The organism is Paraburkholderia aromaticivorans (genome assembly GCF_012689525.1).
Taxonomy (GTDB): Bacteria; Pseudomonadota; Gammaproteobacteria; order Burkholderiales; family Burkholderiaceae; genus Paraburkholderia; species Paraburkholderia aromaticivorans_A.
In genome coordinates this window covers 1,900,811-1,926,103 of sequence record NZ_CP051515.1, presented here as the reverse complement: position 1 = coordinate 1,926,103, position 25,293 = coordinate 1,900,811, and the positions used below count along the sequence as shown (strand labels likewise).

Annotated in this window: 21 protein-coding genes; 18 read left to right on the top strand and 3 right to left on the bottom strand. The window is 60.6% G+C overall.

What is annotated here, in order from left to right; all coding sequences use genetic code 11:
* Positions 1–6: 6 nt before the first annotated feature.
* Together HF916_RS20465 and HF916_RS20460 are read right to left on the bottom strand one after the other, a co-directional pair.
* A complete protein-coding gene (locus HF916_RS20465; RefSeq protein ID WP_168790662.1) occupies positions 7–2,763 on the bottom strand; it encodes a UPF0182 family membrane protein in 2,757 nt (918 codons plus the stop codon).
* 144 nt (positions 2,764–2,907) lie between these two features.
* On the bottom strand, positions 2,908–3,249 hold the full coding sequence (locus HF916_RS20460; protein WP_168790661.1) for a hypothetical protein: 342 nt from the start codon (positions 3,247–3,249) through the stop codon (positions 2,908–2,910).
* Between the two features lie 204 nt (positions 3,250–3,453).
* Here HF916_RS20460 and HF916_RS20455 point away from each other — a divergent pair, with 204 nt between their 5' ends.
* The 18 genes from HF916_RS20455 (at position 3,454) to dhaK (ending at position 24,993) form a co-directional block, all read left to right on the top strand.
* Positions 3,454–4,746, top strand: a complete 1,293-nt coding sequence (locus tag HF916_RS20455; RefSeq protein ID WP_168790660.1) for an ATP citrate lyase citrate-binding domain-containing protein — start codon at positions 3,454–3,456, stop codon at positions 4,744–4,746.
* 42 nt (positions 4,747–4,788) lie between these two features.
* Entirely contained in the window at positions 4,789–7,494 is a 2,706-nt protein-coding gene (locus HF916_RS20450) for a CoA-binding protein (protein ID WP_168790659.1), read from the top strand.
* 107 nt (positions 7,495–7,601) lie between these two features.
* Positions 7,602–8,957: a 2-hydroxycarboxylate transporter family protein gene (locus HF916_RS20445; protein WP_431311405.1), complete on the top strand. Its 1,356-nt coding sequence runs from the start codon at positions 7,602–7,604 to the stop codon at positions 8,955–8,957.
* A gap of 91 nt (positions 8,958–9,048) precedes the next feature.
* On the top strand, positions 9,049–10,914 hold the full coding sequence (locus tag HF916_RS20440; RefSeq protein WP_168792086.1) for an ATP-binding protein: 1,866 nt from the start codon (positions 9,049–9,051) through the stop codon (positions 10,912–10,914).
* A complete protein-coding gene (locus tag HF916_RS20435; protein ID WP_168790657.1) occupies positions 10,904–12,265 on the top strand; it encodes a sigma-54-dependent transcriptional regulator in 1,362 nt (453 codons plus the stop codon). The genes HF916_RS20440 and HF916_RS20435 overlap by 11 nt, the downstream gene beginning before the upstream one ends.
* Before the next feature lie 33 nt (positions 12,266–12,298).
* The gene (locus HF916_RS20430) at positions 12,299–13,840 is read left to right on the top strand and encodes a DUF2235 domain-containing protein (RefSeq protein ID WP_168790656.1); all 1,542 of its coding nucleotides are present in this window, start codon (positions 12,299–12,301) and stop codon (positions 13,838–13,840) included.
* A gap of 80 nt (positions 13,841–13,920) precedes the next feature.
* Positions 13,921–14,622: an AIM24 family protein gene (locus tag HF916_RS20425; protein ID WP_168790655.1), complete on the top strand. Its 702-nt coding sequence runs from the start codon at positions 13,921–13,923 to the stop codon at positions 14,620–14,622.
* A 249-nt stretch (positions 14,623–14,871) separates the two neighbouring features.
* On the top strand, positions 14,872–15,357 hold the full coding sequence (locus tag HF916_RS20420) for an aminoacyl-tRNA deacylase (RefSeq protein ID WP_168790654.1): 486 nt from the start codon (positions 14,872–14,874) through the stop codon (positions 15,355–15,357).
* 66 nt (positions 15,358–15,423) lie between these two features.
* Positions 15,424–16,161 carry a BON domain-containing protein gene (locus tag HF916_RS20415; RefSeq protein WP_168790653.1) on the top strand — a complete coding sequence of 246 codons (738 nt, stop codon included), beginning with the start codon at positions 15,424–15,426 and terminating at the stop codon, positions 16,159–16,161.
* A gap of 422 nt (positions 16,162–16,583) precedes the next feature.
* Positions 16,584–17,603: a substrate-binding domain-containing protein gene (locus tag HF916_RS20410; protein ID WP_168792085.1), complete on the top strand. Its 1,020-nt coding sequence runs from the start codon at positions 16,584–16,586 to the stop codon at positions 17,601–17,603.
* 113 nt (positions 17,604–17,716) lie between these two features.
* A complete protein-coding gene (locus HF916_RS20405) occupies positions 17,717–19,048 on the top strand; it encodes an ABC transporter substrate-binding protein (RefSeq protein WP_168790652.1) in 1,332 nt (443 codons plus the stop codon).
* Positions 19,049–19,119: 71 nt separating this feature from the next.
* The gene (locus tag HF916_RS20400) at positions 19,120–20,076 is read left to right on the top strand and encodes a carbohydrate ABC transporter permease (protein WP_168790651.1); all 957 of its coding nucleotides are present in this window, start codon (positions 19,120–19,122) and stop codon (positions 20,074–20,076) included.
* On the top strand, positions 20,073–21,026 hold the full coding sequence (locus tag HF916_RS20395) for a carbohydrate ABC transporter permease (RefSeq protein WP_168790650.1): 954 nt from the start codon (positions 20,073–20,075) through the stop codon (positions 21,024–21,026). Before HF916_RS20400 ends, HF916_RS20395 begins: the two co-directional genes overlap by 4 nt.
* Positions 21,023–21,217: a hypothetical protein gene (locus tag HF916_RS20390; RefSeq protein ID WP_168790649.1), complete on the top strand. Its 195-nt coding sequence runs from the start codon at positions 21,023–21,025 to the stop codon at positions 21,215–21,217. Before HF916_RS20395 ends, HF916_RS20390 begins: the two co-directional genes overlap by 4 nt.
* 3 nt (positions 21,218–21,220) lie before the next feature.
* Entirely contained in the window at positions 21,221–22,324 is a 1,104-nt protein-coding gene (locus HF916_RS20385) for an ABC transporter ATP-binding protein (RefSeq protein ID WP_168790648.1), read from the top strand.
* Complete coding sequence (locus tag HF916_RS20380) at positions 22,317–23,354, top strand: ABC transporter ATP-binding protein (protein ID WP_168790647.1); 1,038 nt, start codon at positions 22,317–22,319, stop codon at positions 23,352–23,354. Before HF916_RS20385 ends, HF916_RS20380 begins: the two co-directional genes overlap by 8 nt.
* The gene (gene dhaL, locus HF916_RS20375; protein WP_168790646.1) at positions 23,351–23,989 is read left to right on the top strand and encodes a dihydroxyacetone kinase subunit DhaL; all 639 of its coding nucleotides are present in this window, start codon (positions 23,351–23,353) and stop codon (positions 23,987–23,989) included. The genes HF916_RS20380 and dhaL overlap by 4 nt, the downstream gene beginning before the upstream one ends.
* A gap of 14 nt (positions 23,990–24,003) precedes the next feature.
* Positions 24,004–24,993 carry a dihydroxyacetone kinase subunit DhaK gene (gene dhaK, locus HF916_RS20370; RefSeq protein WP_168790645.1) on the top strand — a complete coding sequence of 330 codons (990 nt, stop codon included), beginning with the start codon at positions 24,004–24,006 and terminating at the stop codon, positions 24,991–24,993.
* Between the two features lie 21 nt (positions 24,994–25,014).
* Here dhaK and HF916_RS50995 read toward each other — a convergent pair whose 3' ends face one another.
* Positions 25,015–25,278: an SH3-like domain-containing protein gene (locus tag HF916_RS50995; RefSeq protein ID WP_168790644.1), complete on the bottom strand. Its 264-nt coding sequence runs from the start codon at positions 25,276–25,278 to the stop codon at positions 25,015–25,017.
* Between the last annotated feature and the right edge of the window lie 15 nt (positions 25,279–25,293).

The following is a 25,293-nucleotide window of genomic DNA, read 5'->3' as shown; positions in this document are numbered from 1 at the left end:
CACGCGTTACCTCTTGCCCTGCGAGCTAGTGCCACCGAGCGTCTCGAGCAGCGGCCGCAAGGCATCCAGTTCCGCGCCGAAACCACTCCAGTCTCCTGCCTTCAATCGCTCGATCGCACGATCATAGTGAGCAAGCGCCTCGTGGGCACGCGCGTCCGCCGTGCCTTGGGGCGACGGCGCGAGCGTGGCGCTCTCCTTGAAGAGCGCAGCGAGCGCTGCTCCCAAGGTTTCCTCCATCACCACGCGGTCACCGTACGCGGCGATGACACGCTTCAACTCGGGTAACTGACCCGACTCGGCGCGCAGATAGAGCGGAGAGACGTAGAGGACGGAGTGCTCAATCGGCACGACAACCAGATGGCCGCGAATGACGCGCGAACCCATCTGGTTCCACAGCGAAATCTGCTGCGAAATCTCGGTGTTCTGCTGGATGCGCGCCTCGATCTGGAACGGCCCATAGACGAGCTTGTCCTTGGGGAACGAGTAGACGATAAGCTTGCCGTAGTTAGGTGGATCGCAACGCGCAGCGAGCCACGCGATCATATTGTCGCGCTGACTGGGCACCATCGGCAGCATCAGGACGAATTCCTCGCGCGATTCCTCGGGCAGCCGCATGATCATGTAGTACGGCGTCATCGGTGTGCCGGGACTATTCGCACCATTAATGCCGACCAATTCCCGAGGGAACTGCCAGAGATCCTCGCGGTTGTAGAAGACCTCCGCCGCATCCATGTGGTAAAGCCGATAAAGTTGCGCCTGAATCTGGAACAGGTCTTCGGGGTAGCGGATATGCTGTTGCAGATCTTGCGGCATCGCCGCGAGAGACTTGAACAGATCCGGGAAGATGCGCTGGTAAGTCCGCAGGATCGGATCGGCAGGATCGCTGACATAGAAATCGACCGTGCCGTTATACGCGTCGATCACGATCTTGACTGCGTTACGGATGTAGTTGGCGCCATCGCCGAAACCCGGCTGGGCGTAGGGGAACCAGCGGCTTGTCGTATAGGCGTCCTGCATCCAGAAAAGACGCCCGTTGCTTGTGACGAGATAGGGATCATGGTCGAGGCTGAGGAACGGGGCGATCATGCGCACCCGGTCCTGAATGTTACGGTGCAGCAGGATGCGGCTAGCGTTCGTGATGTAGTCGGTCAGCAGGATGTTCGGATCGTCGAACTGCCAGGCGAAGAGGCTGCGGCGCGCGGTGCTGCCGATGGCAATACCATCGCTGCCGTTGTAAGTGGTGTAAACGTTGTCCTTGCCCTTGGGGTAGTCGAATTCGGCGACGCTGCCTTTGACGATGACGTAACCCTCGCCACCTTCGCCGAAATACAGACGTGGCTCGCGAATGGCCGGCCCGCCATGGGCGACGGGCGGAATATCCTGCAGATAGAAGGAGGGCAAACCTTCCGTCGATTTTTCGGTGACTGGCGACATCACGATGCCGTTGCCATGCGTGAACAGGAGGTGCAGGTTCACCCAGGTCTGGGCGTTGGCGGGAAGCATCGAGGGCGCCAGTTCGCGGGCCGACAGCATCACCTGCCGGTAGCCGGCGTCGAGCCGGTAGCGGTCGATGTCGACGGAGATGAACTTGTAGTAAGTCCTGATCTCCTGTAGCTGCGCGTAGGTATCCATCAGCGGCTGCACATCCCACAGGCGGATGTTGTCGATGGTCGCGCGATTGGCCTCGAGCGAGGCGAGATTCAATCCCTGCTCGACCGGTAACGGTTTGACCGCGATCTGCGTGAGGCCGTAGGCCATTCGCGTTAGCGCGATATTGTGCTTGATATAGGGCGTTTCCAGTTGCAACTCGCTCGGCTTGACATGGAGGCGCTGGAACAGCGCTGGGTAGATCACGGAGAACACGAACGAGGTGCCGAACACCAGCAACACCGAGGCGGCAGGAATTCGATAGTCCCGCCGGCGCATATTGCCCCACGATGCGACGGCTGCGGTGATGGCAAGGCCGATGAGCACCCACAAGACCGGGAGTTCGACATGGACGTCGGTATAGCCGGCGCCGACCACGACGCCGTTATCGCCGTAGAGCAGCAAAAAGCGGTCGAGTGCGTAGGACCACGCCTTCAGGACGAAGAACGCACCGAGCAGCACAGAACCATGAGCGGCGGCAGCAGCCGAGAGTTGGCGTGCCGGCCGCTCGAAGGTGATGTCGCCGCGTATTCCGTAGACCACGCCGGCAACGATCAAACTGCAAAACAGCAACTGCAGCAGCCAGTTTTTGAACGCGATGTAGGCGGGCAGCGAGAATAGATAGAAGCCGAAGTCCTTGCCGAAGACAGGATCGCGCTCGCCAAAGGGCACCTGATAGAGGAAGCGCAGCACCAGGTCCCAGTTGGCGATTTCGCCGGCGGCGATGACCAGTCCCAGGATAATGGCGATGCCGGCAATGCTGGCGCGCCAGGGAATGTACGGCGCGAACTGGTCCGCCAGTCCGCTGATGATCTCCGGCGTAGCTGGCGGATGACGGGGTTCCACTCGCCAGCTACCGGGACGCCGCGCGTAATAATGCGCGAGGAACCCTGATGCGCCTATTGCGCCCGCCGAGGCGGCGAACACCGCGGCAAACAGAAGTGTCCGGGCGGAGATGACCGTCCAGAAAACCTGGGCATAGCCGATTGAAGAAAACCACAGCCAGTCGACCACGATGCCCGTGATCCGCCCGACGACGATCAGGCCGACAACAATGATCGCAACCGTGACTGCGGTGCGTTTGAAGCGCACGCGGGAGCTTGCCTGCGAACGCATCGATCCTCCTGTGCCGGGACGCCGCTCATGGCTTGCTGCGATCGGGCCTGTTAAACCGCTGATCCGCTAGGAGCGAGGCAGAGCGTTCTGTCAATGCGCGCGCCGAAAAAGCCGGCACACCACCAGAACTCAATAGGGACCCTATCAATGATTGTAGTTCGGGTGCGGCAGGACGCGGATGCTGTGCGAGTTCGCCTGGTTGCGCACCACGTTCGCCAGATCCCCGCGCCGAACCGAGGCCAATTCATGTCCGCTGGCTTTCTCCCGTGGATGAAGTTTAAGCCTGCGCAGCCAGCGAATTCTGACGTTCGAGACTTCCCCTGCCGACCCCCGCGCTTTCAATGGAATTAAAGTCAAATAAATCAAAGACATACGTGATCTTGTCGAGCGTCGATCATTGGCACGGGCCTTGCATTCCTTGGTGCACAGGCGTTTAACGCCATCAAGGCGTCCGTTCAGCGGCGCGATTACGGAGACGACACCCATGATTCTATTTATCCCCCCTTGCGCAAACGCGCGGCGCTAGCACACCGCAAGTTACCGTTTCCCAGCCGGCTTCAGCACCGACCGCTTTATGCGGCCGGCGGGAAAGATGCGTCCGTCGTTCGGCCGTCGTTCGGCTCGTAAATGCATGTCCCCGACGACGCCAACTCTCAGTTTCATTCAGGAAGCAACCCGAAAGGAGACGTTATGCAAGTCACCGGAATGTTGTACGGCTCAAAACTGCTGAAGTTCGGCGGCTTTCCGACTGCCGAAGTGCTCGGCCCTGACGCGAGTGAAGAGCAGATCAAGGCCCTGATCGATCGTTATGGTTCAGTGTTTGTGAAGCCGATGTTCAAGGGCGGGATAGGCAAAAAGGGCAAGGCAGGACTGATCGGGCGCGCGAGCGACCTGAAAACCGCATTGAAGGAGAAGGAGCGCCTGTACTTCGCCGAACACCGGCATGGCAATCAGACTGCCAAGGCCAATGGCGTGACCTTCGAGGGCGCAGTACCGGCTCAGCACGAAGTGTATTTCTCGATCACCGATTCGACGCGTTTCAGGGCGCCGACCATGACGATCACGCATCACGGCGGCGTCGACATCGAGGAGCTTGACCCCAGCATGATCGCGCATGTGCCATTCGATCCACTCACCGGCCTGAAGGCGTTCGTCGTCGCCAACGCGCTGTCACGCCTGAATGCGCCTAAAGAGATTATTTCGCCGTTGGTTCAACACCTGCCGAAGCTGTGGGAGCTGTATCACAACTTTGGCATGACTACGCTCGAACTGAACCCGATTCGCATGCAGCCGGGTCGCGACGGCAGACTGACGCCCGTCGCCTGCGACTTCAAATGCGGCTTTGACCGCGACGACCTTCGCTGGCAGCGCCTCGACATACCCGCCCATGTGTTCTCGGTCGACTATTCCGATTTCGAATCGGAGATCAATCAGTTGCGGACCTACCAGGGCCAAAGCGACGTCTACGTGATCAACGAAAGCGGCACCATCCTCGCGCCGACTTTTGGCGGCGGGGCGAACTCGCTCGTGTCGGAGATGCTCGGCGACGACGCGATCATCTCCTCGGACTTTGGTGGAAATCCGCCCTACGAAAAGATGAAGGAAGTGGCTCGCATCTGCTTCAAGCACTGGCTGAAGCAGACCAACGTACTGTTCATCATCGGTGGGAAGTCGAACAACACCGATATCTTCGAGACGTTGCGCGCCATGGCCGACGCCTTGCGCGAGCACTTCAGCAAGAACGGGCCGACGCCGCTCTACGTTGTGATCGGCCGTGGCGGACCAAATCTCGTGCGCGGCATGGGTGCGATGCGCGATACCTGCGATGCGCTCGGTCTGCCATACAGCATTTTCGGATTCGATTCGGATATTAGCGAAGTCATCCAGTACGCGAAGGCAGCCGATGGATGGATGAAGGCAGGAGGCCGTGAGCAGGTCGCCGCAAGGCTCAATAGCGCGCAAAGCGCGCCCGCCCAGGCATGAGCCGCCACAACCTGAACGCATAAATCGATCTGGAGGAAGACCATGTACAGGCAAGGTGCAGGAGATTTCAAATACTACGTCGGCATCAGTTCACTCGCGCAGGCGGCCAGCCGCGAGGACCGCGTGTGCGTGCTGAACATACTCGGCGGCGAGTCGAAGCAGGTCACGCCGGTCGGCCACGTGTATTCGGGTGGTAACGTCGTTTTCGGCACATCGCCCGGGCGACGCGGACAGGTGCTCGAGACGTCGCTTGGCAATATCCCCGTGTACAACAGCGTGCTGGAGGGGCTGCAGGACGGCCACCGTTTCAATTGCGGGGTGATCTACTTGCCGCCATCCGCCGCGCGCGATGGTGTGGCGGAACTGATTCGCGTCAATCCCGAACTGAAGAAGATCTTCATCGTCACGGAGAAATTGTCCGTGCATGATTCGCGCGAGATACGGGCGATGGGGCAGCAAAACGGCATTGATATTTTCGGCGGCAATAGCCTCGGTATCGCCGATGCCTGGAACCGCGTGCGCATCGGCGGTGCACTCGGCGGTGATAGTCCCGACGAGGCGCTCAAGAAAGGTTCGATTGCGATCTTCTCCAACTCGGGCAACTTCACCACAACGATCGCCACCTACCTGCGAATGGCCGGGTGGGGAACGACCACGCTCATGTCGAGCGGCAAGGACGTCTATATCCACTTCGCGGCGCCGGAGTTCGCGTTCGCGCTCGCCAATGACGCACGCAGCAAAGCGGCCGTCCTGTACTCGGAGCCGGGCGGGTACTACGAACTCGAAGCGGAATTCAGCAAACCGGTGGTGGCTTGTGTGGTCGGCCGCTGGAAGCAGAAGCTGACGCGCGCCGTCGGTCATGCGGGAGCATTGGCAGGCGGCAATGACGACGCGGCGTCCAAGGAGCGCTGGTTCATGCAGAAGTTCGGCGTCGATCGGCCGTTCACACCGGACGATCCGGTATGCAGTGCAAAGGGCGCGCTGGTGACCAACATCGCCTACATTCCGGCGGCCCTGACGGCGGTCATGCGCGAAAACGGCGCGCGGCCGGATTTCGAGCCGGAAGGCAACCTCGCGCTCAAACCGTGGTTTCGTTCGTCGAACGGAATTGCCATGCCGCCCGAACTCGACCTGCCCGTTGTCGCAGCGCTGTCGCCGTATGACGCGCAGATCGCCACACTGAACCAGCAAGTCGGCATCGTGTTTCCCCGCCAGAACATGAAGGACGCTTCGGGCGCCTCGCAGATGGACCCGGGCACGCAGGTGACGAGCCTGCATGGCGTTCCGGTGCTGCAGGCCGCGCAGTATTCGCTCGAGGGCAACCTTTGTCTCGCGCTGCTGCATGAGCCGGGAGGCGTGAACGACGCGAGACTTGTCAGCGTCGCGGTCGGAGCCGAGCTCAATCTGCTTGGCGACGCGACGCTTGCGGCGGCTCAGGCTGCACGCGACGCGGGCAACGCGCCAAACAGCGTGCTCGCGGCGGCGGCGAGTATTGTCGGCCCGCGTCGCGCGGACGGCGCGCGCCGGGCCGCGCGGGCGTTGGTCGAACTCGGCACCGCGGCGGGCTTGCGCGATGCGCTCGACGAAGGTTTCGACGTAACGTCGATGCATTGCGATTCCGAGGCGCGCACATTGCTCACGTGCGATGCGCCTGACGAAAAGGCCACGGCGATGCTCGCGGGTCTCACGAAAAGAGAGGCGAAGTCCGTGTTCATCCGCTACTTACAGAGCCTCGACGGGCATCCGAGCGCGGATGCCGTGCTGGCTGCCATCACCACGACGCTCGCGTGGGGACCGTTGATGCGCAAGCGCGTATCGCGGATGAGCGTCGAAAATCTGCCATGGTGGATGCGCCTGTTCGGCACGCTGATCGGCGCGTCGGTCGATGCACGCCAGCATGAAGTGGGGCGCTTTTGCGGTATCGCCATGGACGAGGTGCTAGGACAACGCTCACTGACCGATGTTGCGTGCGCCGCGTTGATTGGGGGCAAGCCCGATGAAGCCGAGCTTTTCGGATTCCAGACACTCGTGGGCCTGCTGCTCACCAACGGCCCGGGGGCGATTTCCGCGCAAGGAGCGAAGGGCGCGGTATCGGCGGACGGTCCCGAGACCCCGGAGCGCGTGCAACTGAACAAGGCCATGGTTGGCTTTCTGACGCATGCGGGTTACGCACATGGCGGCAATGGCTTCGAGGGCGTGGCGTTCCTGCTCGAACGCTTCAGGGAGGTCGCGATGTCCGATCCCGGCGACCCGGCGCACGGCCTCGACCTGAAGGCGATGGCCGCCGGATTCGCGCGTGCCTATGGCGAGGAGCGGGCACAGCGCAAGGAGGTCGGCGCCCAGCAAGCGACCGCGCTGCCCTGCATCAACCATCCGGTGTTCAAGGGCAAGCCCGTGAACGTCGATCCACGTGAAGAGTTCGTGCGTCAGCGCTTCGAGGCCCGGGGCGAATACAACGTGTTCCACCACTACTATCGGGAACTCGTGCAGGCGCTGTACGACGAGAACGTGACGCGCAACGTGTTCGCGGTCAACGTCGATGCAGTGATTGCTTCGGTGCTGCTAAAAATGCTGTGGGCGCGCCATCGTGCGGGCGACTTCTCCAACCAGGCACTCGAGACCGCCGCCTTCACGGTCTTCCTGTACGGCCGGATGATCGGCTGCGCCGCGGAGGTTGACGACCACCTGAATCGCGGTCGAAACCTTGACACTCGCACACCGCAGTCTAATGTTCGATTCGTCGCCTGAGCAGACTGAACGCTGCCACTACGATCCACTGATCAGACAAAGCCCGGGCCGCATTCGACTGCTCTATTGCAATGCAGCACCGGTCTTTAACCGCGAGGAGACGCTTCGTGCAAATCACTTCACACACATCAGATCCGGCGCCGGCGCAGCAACCCCAGATCAAGCCGCATTTCTGGCCTGAGGGCTGGTGGAAGCTGATGGAATACCGGATCGGTATCATCCCGCTGCCGGTCTACGTCATTCTGCTGGCGCTGATCGCGGGCTTCGCGATCACCGGAAAGGTGCCCGGTGAGATCTCGATGGCCATCGCCGTGCTGGCGTTTTTCGGCTTCACCTGCGCGGAGATCGGCAAGCGCCTGCCGATCGTCCGCAATATCGGAGCTGCCGCAATCTTCGCTACCTTCATCCCGTCGGCACTGACTTACTATCATTTGCTGCCGAAGCCGATCATTACGCTCACGACGGACTTCACGAAGTCGACCAACTTCCTCTACCTGTTCATCGCCTCGATCATCGTGGGCAGTATCCTGAGCATGGACCGCCGCGTGCTGATCCGGGGCTTCATCAAGATCTTCGTGCCGCTCGCCCTCGGCTCGATCGCGGCAGGTATTGTCGGGACGCTGGTCGGCACGGCGCTGGGCCTCGGCGCGCGCCATACGTTCTTCTATGTGGTGGTGCCGATCATGGCGGGCGGCATCGGTGAAGGCGCGATACCTTTGTCGATCGGCTATTCGGAAATCCTTCACCTGCCGCAGGGCGAACTGTTCGCTCAAGTTCTGCCGCCAGTGATGCTCGGCAGTCTCACCGCGATCATCTTCGCAGGCGCGCTCGATATGATCGGAAAACGCCTGCCGCATCTCACGGGTCAGGGCCGTCTGCAGGTCGGAGAGGAGGACGAAATGGATCCGGTGCAGGAGGAAATTCGCGGACATGTCGACGTCTCCCATATCGCAGCAGCGGGAATCACCGCGATCACGCTGTACCTGCTGGGGCTGATGTGCCGCAATATGTTCGGACTGCCGGCGCCGGTGGCCATGTTGTTTCTCGCGGTGCTGGTCAAGCTCGCCCGCGCAGTGTCGCCGCCTTTGCAGGAAGGTGCTTTTGTCGTCTATAAGTTCTTTTCGACGGCCGTTACCTATCCGTTGCTGTTCGCGATCGGCGTGGCGATGACGCCGTGGGACAAACTGATGGCGGCGTTCACACTAGTCAACATCATCACCATCGTCGCAACGGTGGCGACGCTGATGGGGACCGGCTTTGTGGTCGGGCGCGTGTTGAAGATGTACCCTATCGACACGGCGATCGTGAACGCCTGTCACAGTGGACAGGGCGGGACCGGCGACGTGGCCATCCTCACCGCCGCCAACCGTATGCAACTGATGCCGTTTGCGCAGATCGCCACCCGCATCGGCGGGGCGATTGTCGTCACGGTCACGTTGATCGTGCTAGCGCACATGGGATGATCATCGCTATTGGCGACCGCCGGGACGCCGCACTGTACGTCGGGTTCGGCGGTCATTCTGCAATCGGGCGATCGGCGGGGCGACCTTGAGCGTGAGGAAAAGCGGTATTCCATGGTGGGGATTGGCGGCCGCGGCCGCGCTTTACTTCGGCGCGGCGGCCGCTGCGGTCGAGTTTGCGTGGGACCGTTCGATCAATGCGCTGGCGGAGATCGGCGCACACCGGCTCGACTTGTATGCCGCCGGCCTCAGAAGTGAACTCGGCCGGTACGAGGTGATGCCGTCCATCGTCGCGAGACAGGAAAGCGTGCGTGAATTGTTGGGCGCGATGCCCGACCCGGCGGCCGAACTTCTACAAACGGTGAATAGCTATCTTGACGCAGTGAATCACGAGGCTGGCAGCGTTGCCGTGGATGTGATCGACCAGCACGGCCTGGTCATTGCCGCGAGCAACTGGAATCGGCCAGAGAGTTTCGTCGGCACAAACGTGTCATATCGACCGTATTTCCAGGACGCGCTCGCGCATGGGGCGGGTCGCTTTTTCGGCATCGGTACCAACACCGGGATGCCTGGCCTTTATTTCGCGAGCGCGGTGCGGGATGCGGGTGGGCCGATCGGTGTGACGGCAGTCAAGGTCAGCGTCGACGCGCTCGAATCCGCGTGGAGGACGCCGGGCGAAGCGGCGATGGTAATCGACGCAAACGGCGTGATTGTCATTTCGACGATTCCGGCGTGGAAGTTCACGGCGCTCAGACCGATTACCGCTGAGCAGCAGCACCGCATCCAGACGTCGCGGCAATACGCGGGCCGTAGCGTTGATGCGCTGCCGTATCGGCGTCTTGATGACTGGGGCACGTCGGCGTGGTTTGCACGCTTTCCCGACTGGGCGCACCCTGGCCACGAGCGGCGCTATCTGGCGATGTCGCGAACCGCGCCCCAGGCCGGCGATTCCATCCTGGTTCTGCTCGACATCGCCGGGGCGCGGCACCAGCAGCAAATTGCGCTTGCGTTCGTCACGGGGGCTTTCCTCATCGTGGGGCTTTATTGCCTCTATGCGATCCAGCGCCGTCGCACCATTGCGGAAAAACTAAGAGCACAGGACACGTTGCGCAGCGCCAACGATCGGCTGGAGATCACGGTTCGCGAGCGCACGGCAGCACTGACGCAGGCCAACGAGCGGATGCGGCAGGAGATCGTCGAGCGCACACGCGCTGAACAGCTCCTGCGGGACTCCCAGCAAGAGGTCGTACATGCGGGCAAGCTTGCCGTGCTTGGACAGATGGCGGCCGGTTTGACCCATGAACTGAACCAGCCGCTCGTTGCCATCAAAACGCTTTGCGAAAATGCCCTCACGTTTTTCGAACGCAATCAACCTGCACCTGCCATCGGAAACCTGCAACGAATTTCGCGCCTGGTCGACAGCATGGCGGTACTGACAAGTGAACTCAAGACTTTCGCCCGCAAGCCTGATTTCGAACGGGTTGCGGTGTCACTGAATGAAGCGGTGACGCATGCGGTGCTGATCTACGAAGCGCGAATTCGCGACGAACACGTGCAACTCGATATCTTCATCCCGGCCGGCACGACGATATGCGCGGAGCCGAGCCAGTTGCAGCAGGTGATCGTCAATCTGCTCGGCAATGCGCTCGATGCCGTTGCCGGCCAGGCGAGGCGTGTTATCGCCATCGAAGCTTCCAGGAGCGAACAGGCGGGTCGCGTACTCTTCACCGTCACCGACAGTGGCCCCGGCATCGCACCGGAGGTTCTGGCGCATCTGTTCGAGCCATTTGTTACCACGAAGCCGCGAGGCCACGGCCTGGGACTCGGACTCGCTATCACTTCCCGACTGGTCAATGGCTTTGGGGCGCGGATCTTCGCTGCCAATCGACCCGACGGCGGCGCACAATTCACGATTGAATTCTCCGAGACGACGGCACAGGGGGCAGCAAATGGGCGATGAGATTTGCGTTGTTGTAGTCGAGGACGATGAGAACGTGCGGCTCGGCGTCGAGCAGGCGGTTGCTCTCGCGGGATTTCCTGTGCGTGCTTATGCGGCTGCGGCTGAGGCGCTGGCGGAGGTCACGCCGGCGGCACCGCTGGTGATCGTGTCCGATGTCCGGATGCCGGGCATCGACGGCCTGAAGTTGCTTGAACGCGTCCTCGCGATCGATGCGCAGATCCCTGTGGTACTGATCAGCGGGCACGCGGACATCGCGACCGCAGTGGGTGCGATGCGAACGGGCGCCTATGACTTCATTGAAAAGCCTTTTTCGTCGGACCACATCGCGAGTCGAGTCGCACGCGCTGTCGAGAAGCGTCGTTTGACGCTCGAAGTACAGGGCTTGCGCGCGGCGCTGCGAAACTGGAAAGGCATAGAGGGCCTCGTGCTCGGCAAGTCACCCGCAATCGTAGAGGTTCGCAGGAAGATTCTGCGGCTCGCGGATACTTCCGTGTCCGTGCTGGTCACGGGTGAAACTGGCACGGGCAAGGAGCTGATCGCGCGCGGGCTGCACGATTTCGGCGGGCGCCGCGATCATCATTTTGTTGCTCTCAACTGTGGCGGTCTCCCGGAGCAGCTATTCGAAAGTGAGTTATTCGGTCATGAGGCCGGCGCGTTCACGGGTGCAATCAAGAATCGGATTGGCAAAATCGAATGGGCCAACGGCGGCACGCTCTTTCTCGATGAAATCGAAACCATGCCGATCGCACTGCAGATCAAGATGCTGCGAGTACTGCAGGAACGCCGAATCGAGCGGCTGGGCGCAAACGAGGAGATCGCCGTCGATTGCCGGATCGTGGCTGCGTCGAAGGCGGATCTCGCAGAGCTTTCGACAGACGGACGTTTCCGGGCCGACTTGCTGTACCGGCTGAACGTCGCGCAGATCGAATTGCCGCCTTTGCGCGAACGTCGTGAAGACGTACCGCTGCTATTCGAGCACTTTGTGCTCGCTGCCGCACTTCGTTTCGGACAGTCCGCTCCGATCGTGTCTGCATCGCAGGTCTCCGAGCTGATGTCGCATCAGTGGCCGGGCAATGTGCGGGAGCTGCAGAACGTCGCAGACCGATTTGTGCTGGGTCTCGGTGGCGATCGTCTGTTGCCGAACGGCAGTCAGCGAATCAAAAGTGGAACACTTGCGGAGCAACTTGCGCATTTCGAGCACATGCTGATCGACGATATGCTGCGACGGCACAATGGAAATATCGCTGAGGCCAGCGCGGAACTGGGAATGCCGAAAAAGACGCTGTATCACAAGGTGCGTCAATTGAAGATTTCGGCGGGAGACGCGGAAAGTGAAGGACTCGACGCGTGAGAGCCGGCATGAATCGCCATCAGGGCCGCAAACATGAAGAGACTTTTCGTCTGCTGTGACGGCACATGGAACTCGGAGAGCGACCGGTTTCAGGGCGTGCCCGTTCCAACCAATGTCGTTCGCTTTTTCAACGCGTTGAGCGACCACGGTGAGGATGGCGTCGAGCAGCTCAAGTACTATCACGTCGGCATTGGCGCCAACGAAGGCCGGCTGCGTCGGCTCGTGGATGGTGCGCTAGGACTAGGCCTCTCCCGTGACATTCGAACCGCGTACAAGTGGCTGTCCGACCATTACGAAGAAGGTTCTGAAATTTTTGTCATCGGCTTCTCTCGTGGCGCGTTCACAGCTCGAAGCCTGGTCGGCATGCTGCACCATTGCGGACTTCCTCACAAGGCAACCTGGGCGCTGGTCAGGCAGGCATGGAACCTGTACCGGCTTGACCCAAACATACCCGAAAGCGTCAGCCGGCAGGAACGGTTCCGCATCGAGCATGGCAAACCTCCGCCTATCCGCTTCCTGGGAGTGTGGGAGACGGTGGGCGCTCTTGGCATCCCGGGAATTGTGGACTTGTTCGGTTTCAGCAGAAAGCGCTACGAATTTCATGACACGACGCTCCCGCCGGAAGTTGAACGCGCGGTCCATGCCCTTGCAATCGACGAGCAGCGGAACAATTTCTCTCCAACGTTGTGGACGGACTCGGATGGTTGCGACCTGTCACGCGTGTTGCAGGTGTGGTTCCCTGGCGTGCATGCTGACGTTGGGGGCGGCTATAAAGAGACCGGACTTTCCGATGCCACGCTCAAATGGATGATTTCCGAGGCCGCGCGGTGCGGTGCGAAGTTTGAGTCAGACATGTTGAAGCAGTTAGCCGATGCGGACCAGTTGTCGCCATCGGCGGTACATGGTGTCCTCCACAATTCGCTCACCGGTTTTTACAGGAGAATCGGCTTTCGTCCCCGATCCTTTCCGTATCTGGCGAAGGGTTCACGAAGATGCTCTGAATCGATATCGGACCTGACGGTGGAACGGCAGGCTAGTCCTCCCATCTTTCAGGCTCCTTATCGACCGAACATAGACCCTGCGACGGCTGTTCAGGTGCGGGTTTTCGCCAGCCCGTTGTGGAATTGGACCGGTATTTTCATGAAGGAGGGGACGCGCTACCGGTTCAAGGTGCCTGAAGGTCAGGCGTGGCTGGATGGGGACACGCCATCCGGTGCGGAGGGAATGCCGGGTAACTGGATGCAACGCCTGTTTGCCTGGCCCAGGCGGGTCAGGGAGGCGAAGTGGTTCGAACTCTGCGGTGCAATTTCATATTCGGGGCAAGCGGCCAAGACAGACGTGTCACCTCAACCCTTCTACTTCAGAATTGGTAGGGAAGTGGAGATCAAGGCTCCCTGCTCGGGTTACCTGTATTGCTTCGCCAACGACGCCAGTTGGGCGTATTGGAATAATCAAGGCAGTCTGCGGGTTGAAATAACCGAATCAGGCGGCATGCCGGCTAGCAATGGAGCGGCTGATAACCTGACCGCACCTGCAACAGCACCCGGAGGTTCCGGAGCGGGTCAACCATCATGACAAGTCAGGCATTGAAGTTTGTGCCTGAACGGCCGATATGCGCTCGGAAATCGTCGGGCGACCACGAGTAGGAAAAGAAAATGAATCAGTTACCCCGGCTCTTGCCGACTGCGGCGTCAGATGAAACCTTCGGCGGAGTGACCTATCACATCGGCGGTGAGCTTGTGCCGGTTTTGTCGGTTGACGTATCGAACCGCCCGGTCTACTTCGAACACCATATTTTGCTTTGGAAAAACTCAAACGTCCGCATCAGCATCAGGCCCGTGAAGGGGGCAGTCAAGCGCATGCTCGCGGGCATGCAGGTGTTCGTCACGGAGGCGAGTGGCGACGGAATAATCGCGTTCAGCCGCGACGGCGCCGGTCATGTCGTGCCGATTCATCTTCGGGCGGACGAGGAGCTTCACGTGCGGGAACATCAATTCCTGGCTGCCACGGCTAATATCGAATACACGTTCGAGCGGATCCGCGGAATCTCCAACATGCTTTTCGGCCAGACCGGTTTTTTCGTCGACAAGTTTCGTGGACACGCCGGAGAGGGCGTGCTCTGGTTACATGGGTACGGAAACGTCTTCGAAAAGGTGCTGACTGCGGGGGAGACGATCGATGTGGAACCGGGCGGATGGCTTTACAAGGATCCGCACGTCAAGATGGACACCGTGGTTGACAGGCTGACGAGCGGTCTTTTCGCATCGGGCTTCAACTTTACCGTGAACCGGTTCACCGGTCCGGGCCGCGTAGGGATCCAGTCCATGTATGTAAACAATGCGACAAGCGACAGGTAGGAAACGCAATTCAACGGATGCGTCGTGGACAGGTTGCGTGGCATCGCTGTTTGCGGCTTTCTGGCACGTCGACGGCTGAGATTCGTCGGGTACACGTGTGTGCCATATGGGGAAAATGTCCCATTCGCTGCCGCGCCCGCGCAGTCACGGCGCAGTTGTCCGCATGTTTTTCACGCGCCAGCGAAAGCGAACTATTCTTAAAGAATCTTGCGAAAGCAATTTCCTGTTTGCTTCCAGCGGAGGTGCGTCATGTCAATGTCAGCCACGCTTCAGGACTGCCTGCGCAGCAAGGGCTCGCAGTACGAAATCGTGCGTCATCCTTACAGCCATTCCAGCGTCGAAACCGCGGCGGCAGCCCATATTCCTGGCGATCGCCTTGCCAAGACCGTGCTTTTTGAAGACGAGCACGGCTATGTGGCAACGGTGTTGCCATCGACCTACGCCGTGCGACTGTCCGAGCTTTGGGCAAAGACCGGACGCCATCTCCTGCTAGCCAAAGAGACCGATTTGCGGGAGTTGTTCAAGGATTGCGACGCGGGAGCGCTCCCGCCGGTTTGTACGGCCTATGGTATGCAAACCTATCTCGACGAGAGCCTCGCCCTGCAGCCGGACGTTTATTTCGAGGCCGGCGATCATGAAGCGCTGATTCACATGGGCACGGATCAATTCCTGGACCTGATGGACCGAGCCGAGCGGACACGTTTCGCCCGTCGCATGCAGGGTATGCCAATGTGACTGGCCTGGTTTGCGCAGTGCGCCATAAGGCGCGCTGCGTCACCCAACCTTTGCGCAAGGCAGATCATGCAACGCAGCGATACGGTCCTGAAGCAGGTGATGGCAGCCTTCGAACGCGAATCACACCTGAAGCTTCACCATCATCCCATTCATATCAGTTTCGACGACGGTGCCTTGATCGTGGCAGGCGAGGTGCCGGATGTCGCCTCCAAGAAGCGTCTTCTTCAGTTGGCCCGGATGCACAGCGAGGACAAGCGCCTGGTCGATCAGTTACGTGTCACCGCCAACCCACCGGTCGCCGATGGCGAGTTGCGCATACGTATCGGCGAACGGCTGGCTCAGGCGGTGGATTTCCGCAACTGCGTGATCTGTGCACGCGTGAAGGGCCAACTCGAAGTGCTGCGCGGCACCATGGACGAAGCGGGCAACGACGGCAGCGGCGTCATCGAGATCACGGTCGAGGACGGTGTGGTGACCTTGACGGGGCAGGTGATCAGCCTGTCTCACAGGCGCCTGGCGAGTGTGACTGCCTGGTGGGTCGGCGGCTGCCGCGACGTGGTGAACCTGCTGGAGTTGGTGCCCGCCGAAGCCGACGGCGACGATGAAATGTCCGAGATCCTGCACTTGGTGCTAGAAACCGACCCGCGCGTGCGCGCCGGGCAGATCACCATCAACGTGGAAAACCACAGGATCACCCTGGCAGGTTGGGTGGCGACCGAAGCTGAAAAACGGCAGGCGGAACACGACGCCTGGTGCATGGATGCTATCGGGGGCGTCGTCAATCGTATCCAGGTGCGTGCCTGATCTGACTGCAGGCCCGCTGGAAATGAGTACGCGCAAGCGGCGGGCGCTGCTGATCGCGTGCTCTGCCATCGCCTTCCTGAGAACGGCACGAACCTCGCCGAGATTTTCTCCCTCCGCGCATCGCCGGGCGCGCTGTATTCACGCACACATATACGACGCTTGAACGGTGGCGTGAACGAGGAGTTTGTCTCGGCCGGCACTTCTCGTCGGCCGTTAGTCGCCGCCGCACACCATCGACTCTCCCTGCGATTCGCAATCTTCGGGTTCGCTGCGCGTTCCGTTGCGCTTGCGGGCGCCTATTAGGCGCTGCTCTGTTTATCAAAACAATGACGCTTTTTTCTCGAAGAAAAAGCTTGCATTTTTCTCAGAAAAAACTACTTTCTGTAAACAAAATCGCTCTACGCTCGGCACCGGAGGAGACCATGCCGGCTACTCGTACGATGATTGCGCGTCGGGCCGGCGTAAGCGTCGCCACGGTTGATCGTGTCTTGCGCGACGATCATGCTGTGCGCCCGGAAACCGCCGAGCGTGTTCACCTGGCGCTCGCCAATCTGCGCGACGAGCGGGCGAGCCGCGGCCGTCCGGCAAAAATCAGCTCATTTCGCGTCGCGTTCGTTCTTCCGCAAGTCAACTCGCGCTTTCTGGATCACGTCGAACGCGACATTGCGCTGTCTGCCAGCTTCTTTCGCGAGCACCGCATCACCCCCTCGTTTTACCGGTGCGACTTCTCCACGCAGCGCGACACCGCTGCATTCGCCGCTCAGATGGTCGACTACGACGCACTGGTTCTCGCACCGCTCGACTATCCCTGGGTGGAGCGTGTGATCGAAGAGATGAGCGACGCAGCCGTGCCGGTCGTTACGGTGTTCTCCGATTTGCCCGCAAGCCGCCGCGCCGCTTACGTCGGCGTCGACAACCGGATTGCCGGACGCACCGCGGGACTGCTGATGGGCCGCTTTCTGGGCATGCGACTCGGTACGGTCGCCGTACTATCGGGATCGTCCCGTCTGCATGATCAGGTGGAGCGCCGCACCGGATTCTCGCAGGTGCTGGAAGAGGATTTCCGCAACCTGCGCTGGGTCGCCGAGCCGGACTTCGCGGAAGACGACGACGGCGCCGGTCTTGCCGTGCAGGGCTTGCGCGCGCGCCATGCGGATCTCGTCGGCGTCTATGTGACAGGCGGCGGCATCTCCGGCATTGCAGCGGCATTGCAGGAGTCCGGAGACAAGGCCCACCTGGTCCTGATCGGCCACGAATGCACCGCGGAAACTCGCATCCAACTATCGGAACGCGCGATCGACGTGATCCTCGATCAGGACGTCCGCGGCATCGTACATTGGGCGGGGCTCGCCGCCATTAACTTTCTTAACGACGTCCGGGGGGCGCTTGCCATCCCGACGCCGGAAACCCGGATTTATCTTCGTGAGAATGCGCATGCCTGACGCTCGCGACACGCGGACCGACTTCTGATCCGCCAGAGCCGAAATACGGTGCCCGGCGCATGGGCGCTGAATGTCATCAGGTTGGAGACCCGAGAAAGACAAGGAGAAGAGACATGTCACGTCTAACGTCAGCGAGGGTAGTGGCGGCAACCCTCATATCGCTGGGGCTCGGCATTGCAACGGGCGCGCACGCACAGGACAAGCAGTTGACACTCTGTTGGGCGGCATGGGATCCCGCCAATGCACTGGTCGAACTTTCGAAGGATTTCACGTCCAAGACCGGCATCAAGATGAAGTTCGAGTTCGTGCCGTGGACCAGTTATGCCGACCGCTTCATCAATGAACTCAATTCGCACGGCAAGCTGTGTGATCTGATCATTGGCGACAGTCAGTGGATCGGCGGCGCGGCGGTCAATGGGCATTACGTCAAGCTCAACGACTTCTTTAGCAAGAACAAGATCTCTATGGACGACTTCGTGCCGGCAACGGTGGTGGGATATTCGGAGTGGCCAAAGAATACGCCGAACTATTGGGCCTTACCCGCGATGGCTGACGCGGTCGGGTGGACCTACCGTAAGGACTGGTTTGCGCGCCCGGAGCTGCGCGCGGAATTCAAGAAGAAATACAACCGTGAACTCGCACCGCCCAGTACGCTCGATGAACTCAAGCAGACTGCGGAATTCTTCCAAGGTCGCAAGATCGACGGCAAGACGGTCTATGGCGTGTACATCTTCACGGAGCGTGGATCCGAGGGGATTACTATGGGCGTGACCAACGCCATGTACAACTTCGGCTTCGAGTATCAGGACCCCAAGAAGCCCTATCACCTCGATGGCTTCGTGAACTCGCCAGGCGCGGTGAAGGGGCTCGAATACTATAAGGCGCTCTATAAGTGCTGCACGGCGCCGGGCATGACCAACGCCTACATGCAGGAAGGACTCGACGCGTTCAAGTCCGGTCAGGTGGCGATGCAGATGAACTGGTTTGCGTTCTTTCCAGGGCTTTATAAAGACCCGAACGTCGGTGGCGACAAGATCGGCTTCTTCGTCAATCCGCGTGAGCTGAAGCAATACACGCAACTGGGCGGGCAGGGCATCTCGGTCGTCTCGTATTCGGACCATAAAGAAGACGCGCTCGAGTACATCAAATGGTTTGCGCAACCTGACGTGCAGAAGAAATGGTGGCAACTGGGCGGCTATTCGGCGGCTAAATCAGTGGTCGACGCACCGGACTTTCCGAAGAGCGCGCCGTTCGCACCTGCCTTCCTGAAGTCGATGGCAATCGTCAAAGACTTCTGGGCAGAGCCCGCTTATGCCGAACTGCTGCTCGACATGCAGAAGCGTGTGCACGACTACGTCGTCGCCGATAAGGGCACGGCCAAAGATGCGTTGGATCTGCTGGTGAAAGACTGGACCAAGGTCTTTAAGGAAGAAGGGAAGTATTAGCTTTTAGCTGGACTTGACTGGACCGGCGACGGCTGAACGGCCTGTCTCCGGTCCGCTTGAAGGAGCCAGGCATGTTGGCAGACAAACCCTTTTCTCCCACGAGTCTCGAAGCGGGTGCGTCAACGCGCATCGCAAAGCGGCTCAGCGGACTGTCGGATCGGGCCATCGCGTGGCTGTTCATTCTTCCGACCATTCTGCTGCTGCTCGCGATCAACATTTTCCCGTTGATCTGGGCGCTTCGACTGTCGTTCACCAACTTCAAGTCGAACATGCCGAGCGTGCCGGCGCGTTTTGTCGGCATCGACAATTATGTCGACATCCTGACCGACGAAGATATCTGGTACGCGATGCAAGTGACCGCGCGTTTCGTGTTCTGGTCGGTCGGGCTGGAGGTGTTGCTGGGCTTCAGTCTTGCATTGCTGATCAACCGGCAGTTCCGCGGACATAGCTTCTGGACCACGCTCATCCTGCTGCCGATGATGCTGTCGCCCGCCGTGGTCGGCAACTTCTGGACGTTCCTGCTGCAACCGCAGACGGGGCTTTTCAACGATATCGTCAGCTTCTTCACCGGCATCGCGCCGGGGTCGTTCCAGATGATCGGCGACGTATCGCTCGCGCCGTGGACCATTGTGATGGTCGATACGTGGATGTGGACACCGTACGTCATGCTCATCTGCCTCGCGGGCCTGCGTTCAATCCCCGACTATATCTACGAAGCAGCGGAAGTGGACCGCGCGACGCCGTGGCGTCAGTTCTGGTCGATCACGTTGCCTATGACCATGCCGTTCCTGATGCTGGCAGTCCTGTTTCGCGGCATCGAAAACTTCAAGATGTTCGATATGGTGAACCTGCTCACATCGGGCGGCCCGGGGTCGGTGACGGAGACCGTATCGATCACGCTCAAGCGTGCCGCATTCGAGAAATGGCAGACCGGTTACTCGTCGGCGCTCGCGATCATCCTGTTCGTGACGGTCTTCGGCGCGGCGAGTATCTACGTGAAGGCGCTCAACCGGATGAAACAGCGATGAGACCGACTACGACCCAATATTCGGTGGTGGCGGCGTCGCCGCGCGGCAAACGGTTTGCGGCCGCGGTCGTCATCGCGTATGCGCTTGTCGCCACGTTGCCGATGGTCTGGATCTTTCTGACGAGCTTCAAGACGCAGGAAGATGCGATCGCCTATCCTCCCGTTGTGTTGTTTCAGCCTTCGCTGGAAGGCTATGTGAACCTGTTCACGATCCGCTCGCGGCAGACACCGGAGTTTATTGCGAGTTTGCCGCCTGCGCGCACCTGGTATGAGCGCGAGGTACGCACGCGCAATCTGGTGATCGCCGGGCCATCCAAGGTCTTGCCGCGCTTCGTGAATTCGCTCGTGATCGGTTTCGGCTCGACATTTCTGGCCGTGTTTCTCGGCACGCTCGCAGCCTACGCGTTCTCGCGCTTCAAGGTGCCGCTGGCCGACGACCTGCTGTTCTTCATTCTGGCGACACGGATGATGCCGCCTATCGCGGTCGCCATTCCGATCTACCTGATGTACCGCGCGCTAGGGTTGAGCGACAGCTATGTCGGCATGATCGTGCTGTACACGGCGGTCAATGTATCGTTGGCGGTATGGCTGCTCAAGGGATTCATGGATGAGATCCCGCGCGAGTACGAAGAGGCTGCGTTGGTGGACGGTTACACGCGCTTGCAGGCCTTTGTGAAGGTGGTGTTGCCGCAGGCAATGACCGGCATCGCCGCCACGGCGATCTTCTGCCTGATCTTCGCGTGGAACGAGTACGCGTTCGCCTCGCTGCTGACGAGCGGCGATGCGCAGACGATGCCGCCTTTCATCCCGTTCATCATCGGTGAGGGTGGCCAGGACTGGCCCGCTGTGGCAGCAGCGACGACGCTATTTGTGCTGCCGATCCTCTTCTTCACCGTCTTGCTTCGCAAGCATCTGTTGCGCGGCATCACCTTTGGAGCCGTGCGCAAATGAAACGTGAAGCCGCTTTGCCGCGCGGCCGACTGCTGCGCCGCAGCTACAGCGAGGGCGCGTCGACGGTCCTGATCGGTCTGGGGGTAGGGATGCTGGTGCAGCCGTTTTCTTTAGCGCTCTTCACCTGGTCGTTTCCGGTCATTCTGGTGGGCGCGCTCGCATTCATCGTCACCAGCCACTTTCCTGAGTGAATCATGTCCACGATCGCTCTCTCTCACCTCCACAAGCGCTTCGGCGATTTCATCGCGGTGCGTGACACCAGCCTGACGATCGGCGCTGGCCGCTTCGTCGTGCTGCTCGGCCCGTCGGGCTGCGGCAAGACCACGACCCTGCGAATGATCGCCGGGCTGGAGTTGCCGACCTCGGGTCAGATCCTGATCGACGGCGAGGACGTGACGGCGCTGCGCGCAAGGCAACGCGACATTGCCTTCGTGTTCCAGATGTTCGCGCTGTATCCGCACATGACGGTGCGCAATAACCTCGCGTTCCCGTTGAAAAACGAGCATGTATCGCGCCGCGAGATCGTCACCCGTGTCGACGCGGCGGCGCATATGCTGCGCATCGAGAACATTCTCGATCGCAAGACGGGCGGTTTGTCCGGCGGCGACCGGCAGCGCGTGGCGCTCGGCCGCGCGATCGTGCGGCAACCGAAAGCATTCCTGATGGACGAACCGCTCGGCACCCTCGATGCGGACTTTCGTGAACTGATGTGCCTGGAGTTGCGCAAACTGCACAACGCGCTTGCCGCCACCACGGTGTACGTCACACACGATCAGAGTGAGGCGATGGCCATGGCGGACGATATCGTGGTGATGAACCAGGGTGAAGTGTTGCAGGCGGGCTCGCCCCATGAGATCTATCACTTCCCCGCGACTGTGTTCGTCGGCAACTTCATTGGCAGTCCGCCCATGAACTTCTTGCCCGTTGACGGAGCGGTCATGATGGGCCAGGAGCAGGTGAATCTGCATGGCGCGGCGGTGTCCGTGCCCCGTTGCGATGCCGCCGCCGCGCGCGTGTTGCTGGGCATCAGACCGGAGCACATCGTGATCGACGAGCACGGCCCGCTGCGCGGTCAAGTGATCGCCGACGAATATCTCGGCTCGCACCAGATATTGGCGGTTGAAACCGCGCTCGGCGTCGTGCGCGTGCGGGCAAGCAAAGACGATCGTGTTGCCGCGGGCACGACCGTCGGTCTGTTGTTTCGGAAAGAACGCACGCTGCTTTATGACGCCGCTACTGAACGCCTGCTGCCGGGCGCCGCTGCCACGCTTTCTGCCAACGGAGGCGGTCATGGCTGAAATCCAGCTACGCAATGTATCGAAGCGCTTCGGCAACATTGTTGCCGTGGACGACCTGTCGATCGACGTGAAAGACGGCGAATTCGTCGTGCTGCTCGGGCCGAGCGGCGCGGGAAAGACCACGACGCTGCGCTTGATCGCGGGACTCGAACGTCCCGATGCCGGCGACGTGCTAATCGACGGCGTGGTCGCCACCAGCGTGCATCCTTCCGATCGCGATGTCGCGTTTATCTTTCAGCAATACTCGCTGTATCCGCATCTGACTGTGTTCGGCAATCTTGCGTTTCCGCTGCGTTCGCCACGTCGTCGCAGCGGCGAGGAACAGGTCCGCGCGCGCGTGCACGCGGTCGCGCAGATGCTGCATATGGAAGCGAAGCTCGACAACATGGCAACACATTTGTCAGGGGGCGAGATGCAGCGCGTCGCGATAGGGCGTGCGCTCGTGCGGGAGCCGAAAGTGTTTCTGATGGACGAACCGCTGTCGTCGCTCGATGCAAAACTGCGCGAGGAATTGCGTACCGAGCTGAAGCGGCTACATCGTACGATTGGCGCGACCATTCTCTACGTCACGCATGATCAGGTGGAAGCCACCACACTGGCCGACCGCATCGGCATTCTTGAACACGGCCGTCTGGTGCAGCTCGGCACGCCGCGCGAGGTCTACGGTAATCCGGTTTCATTGAGCGCGGCGCAGCGGCTCGGCTCGCCGCCGATCAACCTGCTGCCGCCAGGCCTGTTCGATTCGGTAGCCGTGCCGTCTGGTACCGCGACCGTGGCGATTCGTCCTGAAGACGTGGTGCTGCGCGATGGCGAAGCGCGTGATGCACCCGGCAGCCATCATGCACTCGACCTGAAGGTGCTCGAATACTCACCGTTGCGTCATCTTCTGATTCTGGAGCGCGCTGGAACCGCGGTTGTGGCGACCACGATGGCCGAGCGCAATTTCAGCCCGGGGCAGTCGGTGGGCGTGTCGCTGCCCACACGCAGTCTCTTATATTTCCGTGCAGACGGCAGGAGGATCCCGACATGAACGGCAAAACGGTCATGGAGTGTATCGACGCCGCATACGCAGCGCTGAAGGAGCACACGGACGAAATCGCCTTACTCGACCAGCAGATCGGCGATGGCGATCACATCTTCAATCTGCTGCGCGGCATGGAGGCCTTGCTCGCAGTGCGCGCGGATATCGAAGCCGAAACCTTAGGGGCCGCGTTGGAACTGGCGGCGAGCAAGGTGCTATCGACGGTCGGCGGATCATCCGGGCCGCTGTTCTTTTCGTTGCTCAGCGGGATGTCGAAAGCCTCGGTGGACAATCCGATGGACATTGCGGGTTTTGCGCGTATCTATTCGGCCGGCGTCGAGGCGGTCGGACAGCGGGGCAAGACGGGAGTCGGCAGTAAGACGATGATGGACGTGCTGATTCCGGTCGCCGCGCGCTTTAACGAGCTGGCCGCAACCGGGTCGCCCGCGACGCGGCAGACGGTGCTCGATACGTTGCCACGGGTGGCCGAAGAGAACATGCTCACCACCCGCGACATGCTCGCGACCAAAGGGCGGGCGTCGTTTCTGGGCGAACGCTCGCGTGGTCATATCGATCCCGGTGCGCGTTCCAGTCAGATCATGATTGCAGCGGTGTGCACGCATCTCGCGCGAAACCAACCGTGAATGGAGGCCAGACCATGAAAAAATTCATCAACCATGTCGACGATTTCCTCGCCGAAAGCCTGGCGGGATTTGCCGCTGCACATAGCGATCTGGTCGTGGTCAACACCGAACCTGTGTTCGTGAGGCGCAAGACACTCAAGCCTGGCAAGGTGGCTCTGATATCGGGAGGCGGCTCGGGACATGAGCCCCTGCATTCGGGCTTTGTCGGCTATGGGATGCTCGACGCGGCCTGCCCGGGCCAGATCTTCACGTCGCCCACACCGGACCAGATGATGGCCGCTGCCGGCGCCGTCGATACCGGGGCCGGCGTGCTGTTCATCGTGAAAAATTACTCTGGTGATCTGATGAATTTCGAAATGGCGTCGGAAATGACGGAGGTCCCGAACGCGATGGTGCTGATCAACGACGATGTGGCCGTGGAAAACTCGAGTTATACCACCGGACGGCGCGGGGTCGCGGGTGCGGTGATCGTGGAGAAGCTGGTCGGCAGCATGGCGGAAGGCGGCGCAGACCTTGAACAATGCAAGGCATTTGGCGACCGGATCAACAAGCGCACTGCGTCGATGGGCGTGGCTTTCACCAGTTGCACAGTGCCGGCGGCCGGCACCCTGACGTTCAAGATCGGCGACGACGAGATCGAAGTCGGCGTCGGCATTCATGGCGAACCGGGCCGGCGCCGGGCGAAGTTTGCGGGGGCCGATGCGATTGCCGGAGAGCTGCTCAAAGCGATCGTTGATGACCTCAAGCCCCAAGCCGGAACTGAATTGCTGGTGCTCATCAACGGCCTTGGCGGAACACCGCTTGGCGAACTTTACCTGCTCTTCAACTCAACGCGCGCGTGGCTCCAGCAACGCGACCTGAAGGTCGGCCGGGCACAGGTGGGTGCACTGACGACTTCGCTCGAGATGGCGGGCGCGTCGATTACGTTATGTGTGCTGGACGACGAAATGGCACGCCACTGGGACAGCCCGGTCCATACGCCGTCGTTGCGGTGGGGGATGTAGGGCGCGCTGGCCGCAAACGGGTCATGCCTCAGCCAAAGTGCGGGCCTTGAGCGACGTATTCAGAGCGCGGCTCGCGCTATCGGCCGGATGCGTTTCAGCGGGGACCGTGCTCACACCTGTTCTGGATGATGCATTGCTCGACCTGAAACGTTCGCGATACTCCGCGGGATTGATCTGTAGTCGGCGCCGGAAGATGCGCTTTTCCCACGGTTCGACGAACACGCGTGTTCCCGTGCTGACAGGTCCGAGATTTTCAATGCCGCCAAGGTGATGCTGTAGTTTCACGATACGTCTACGCAG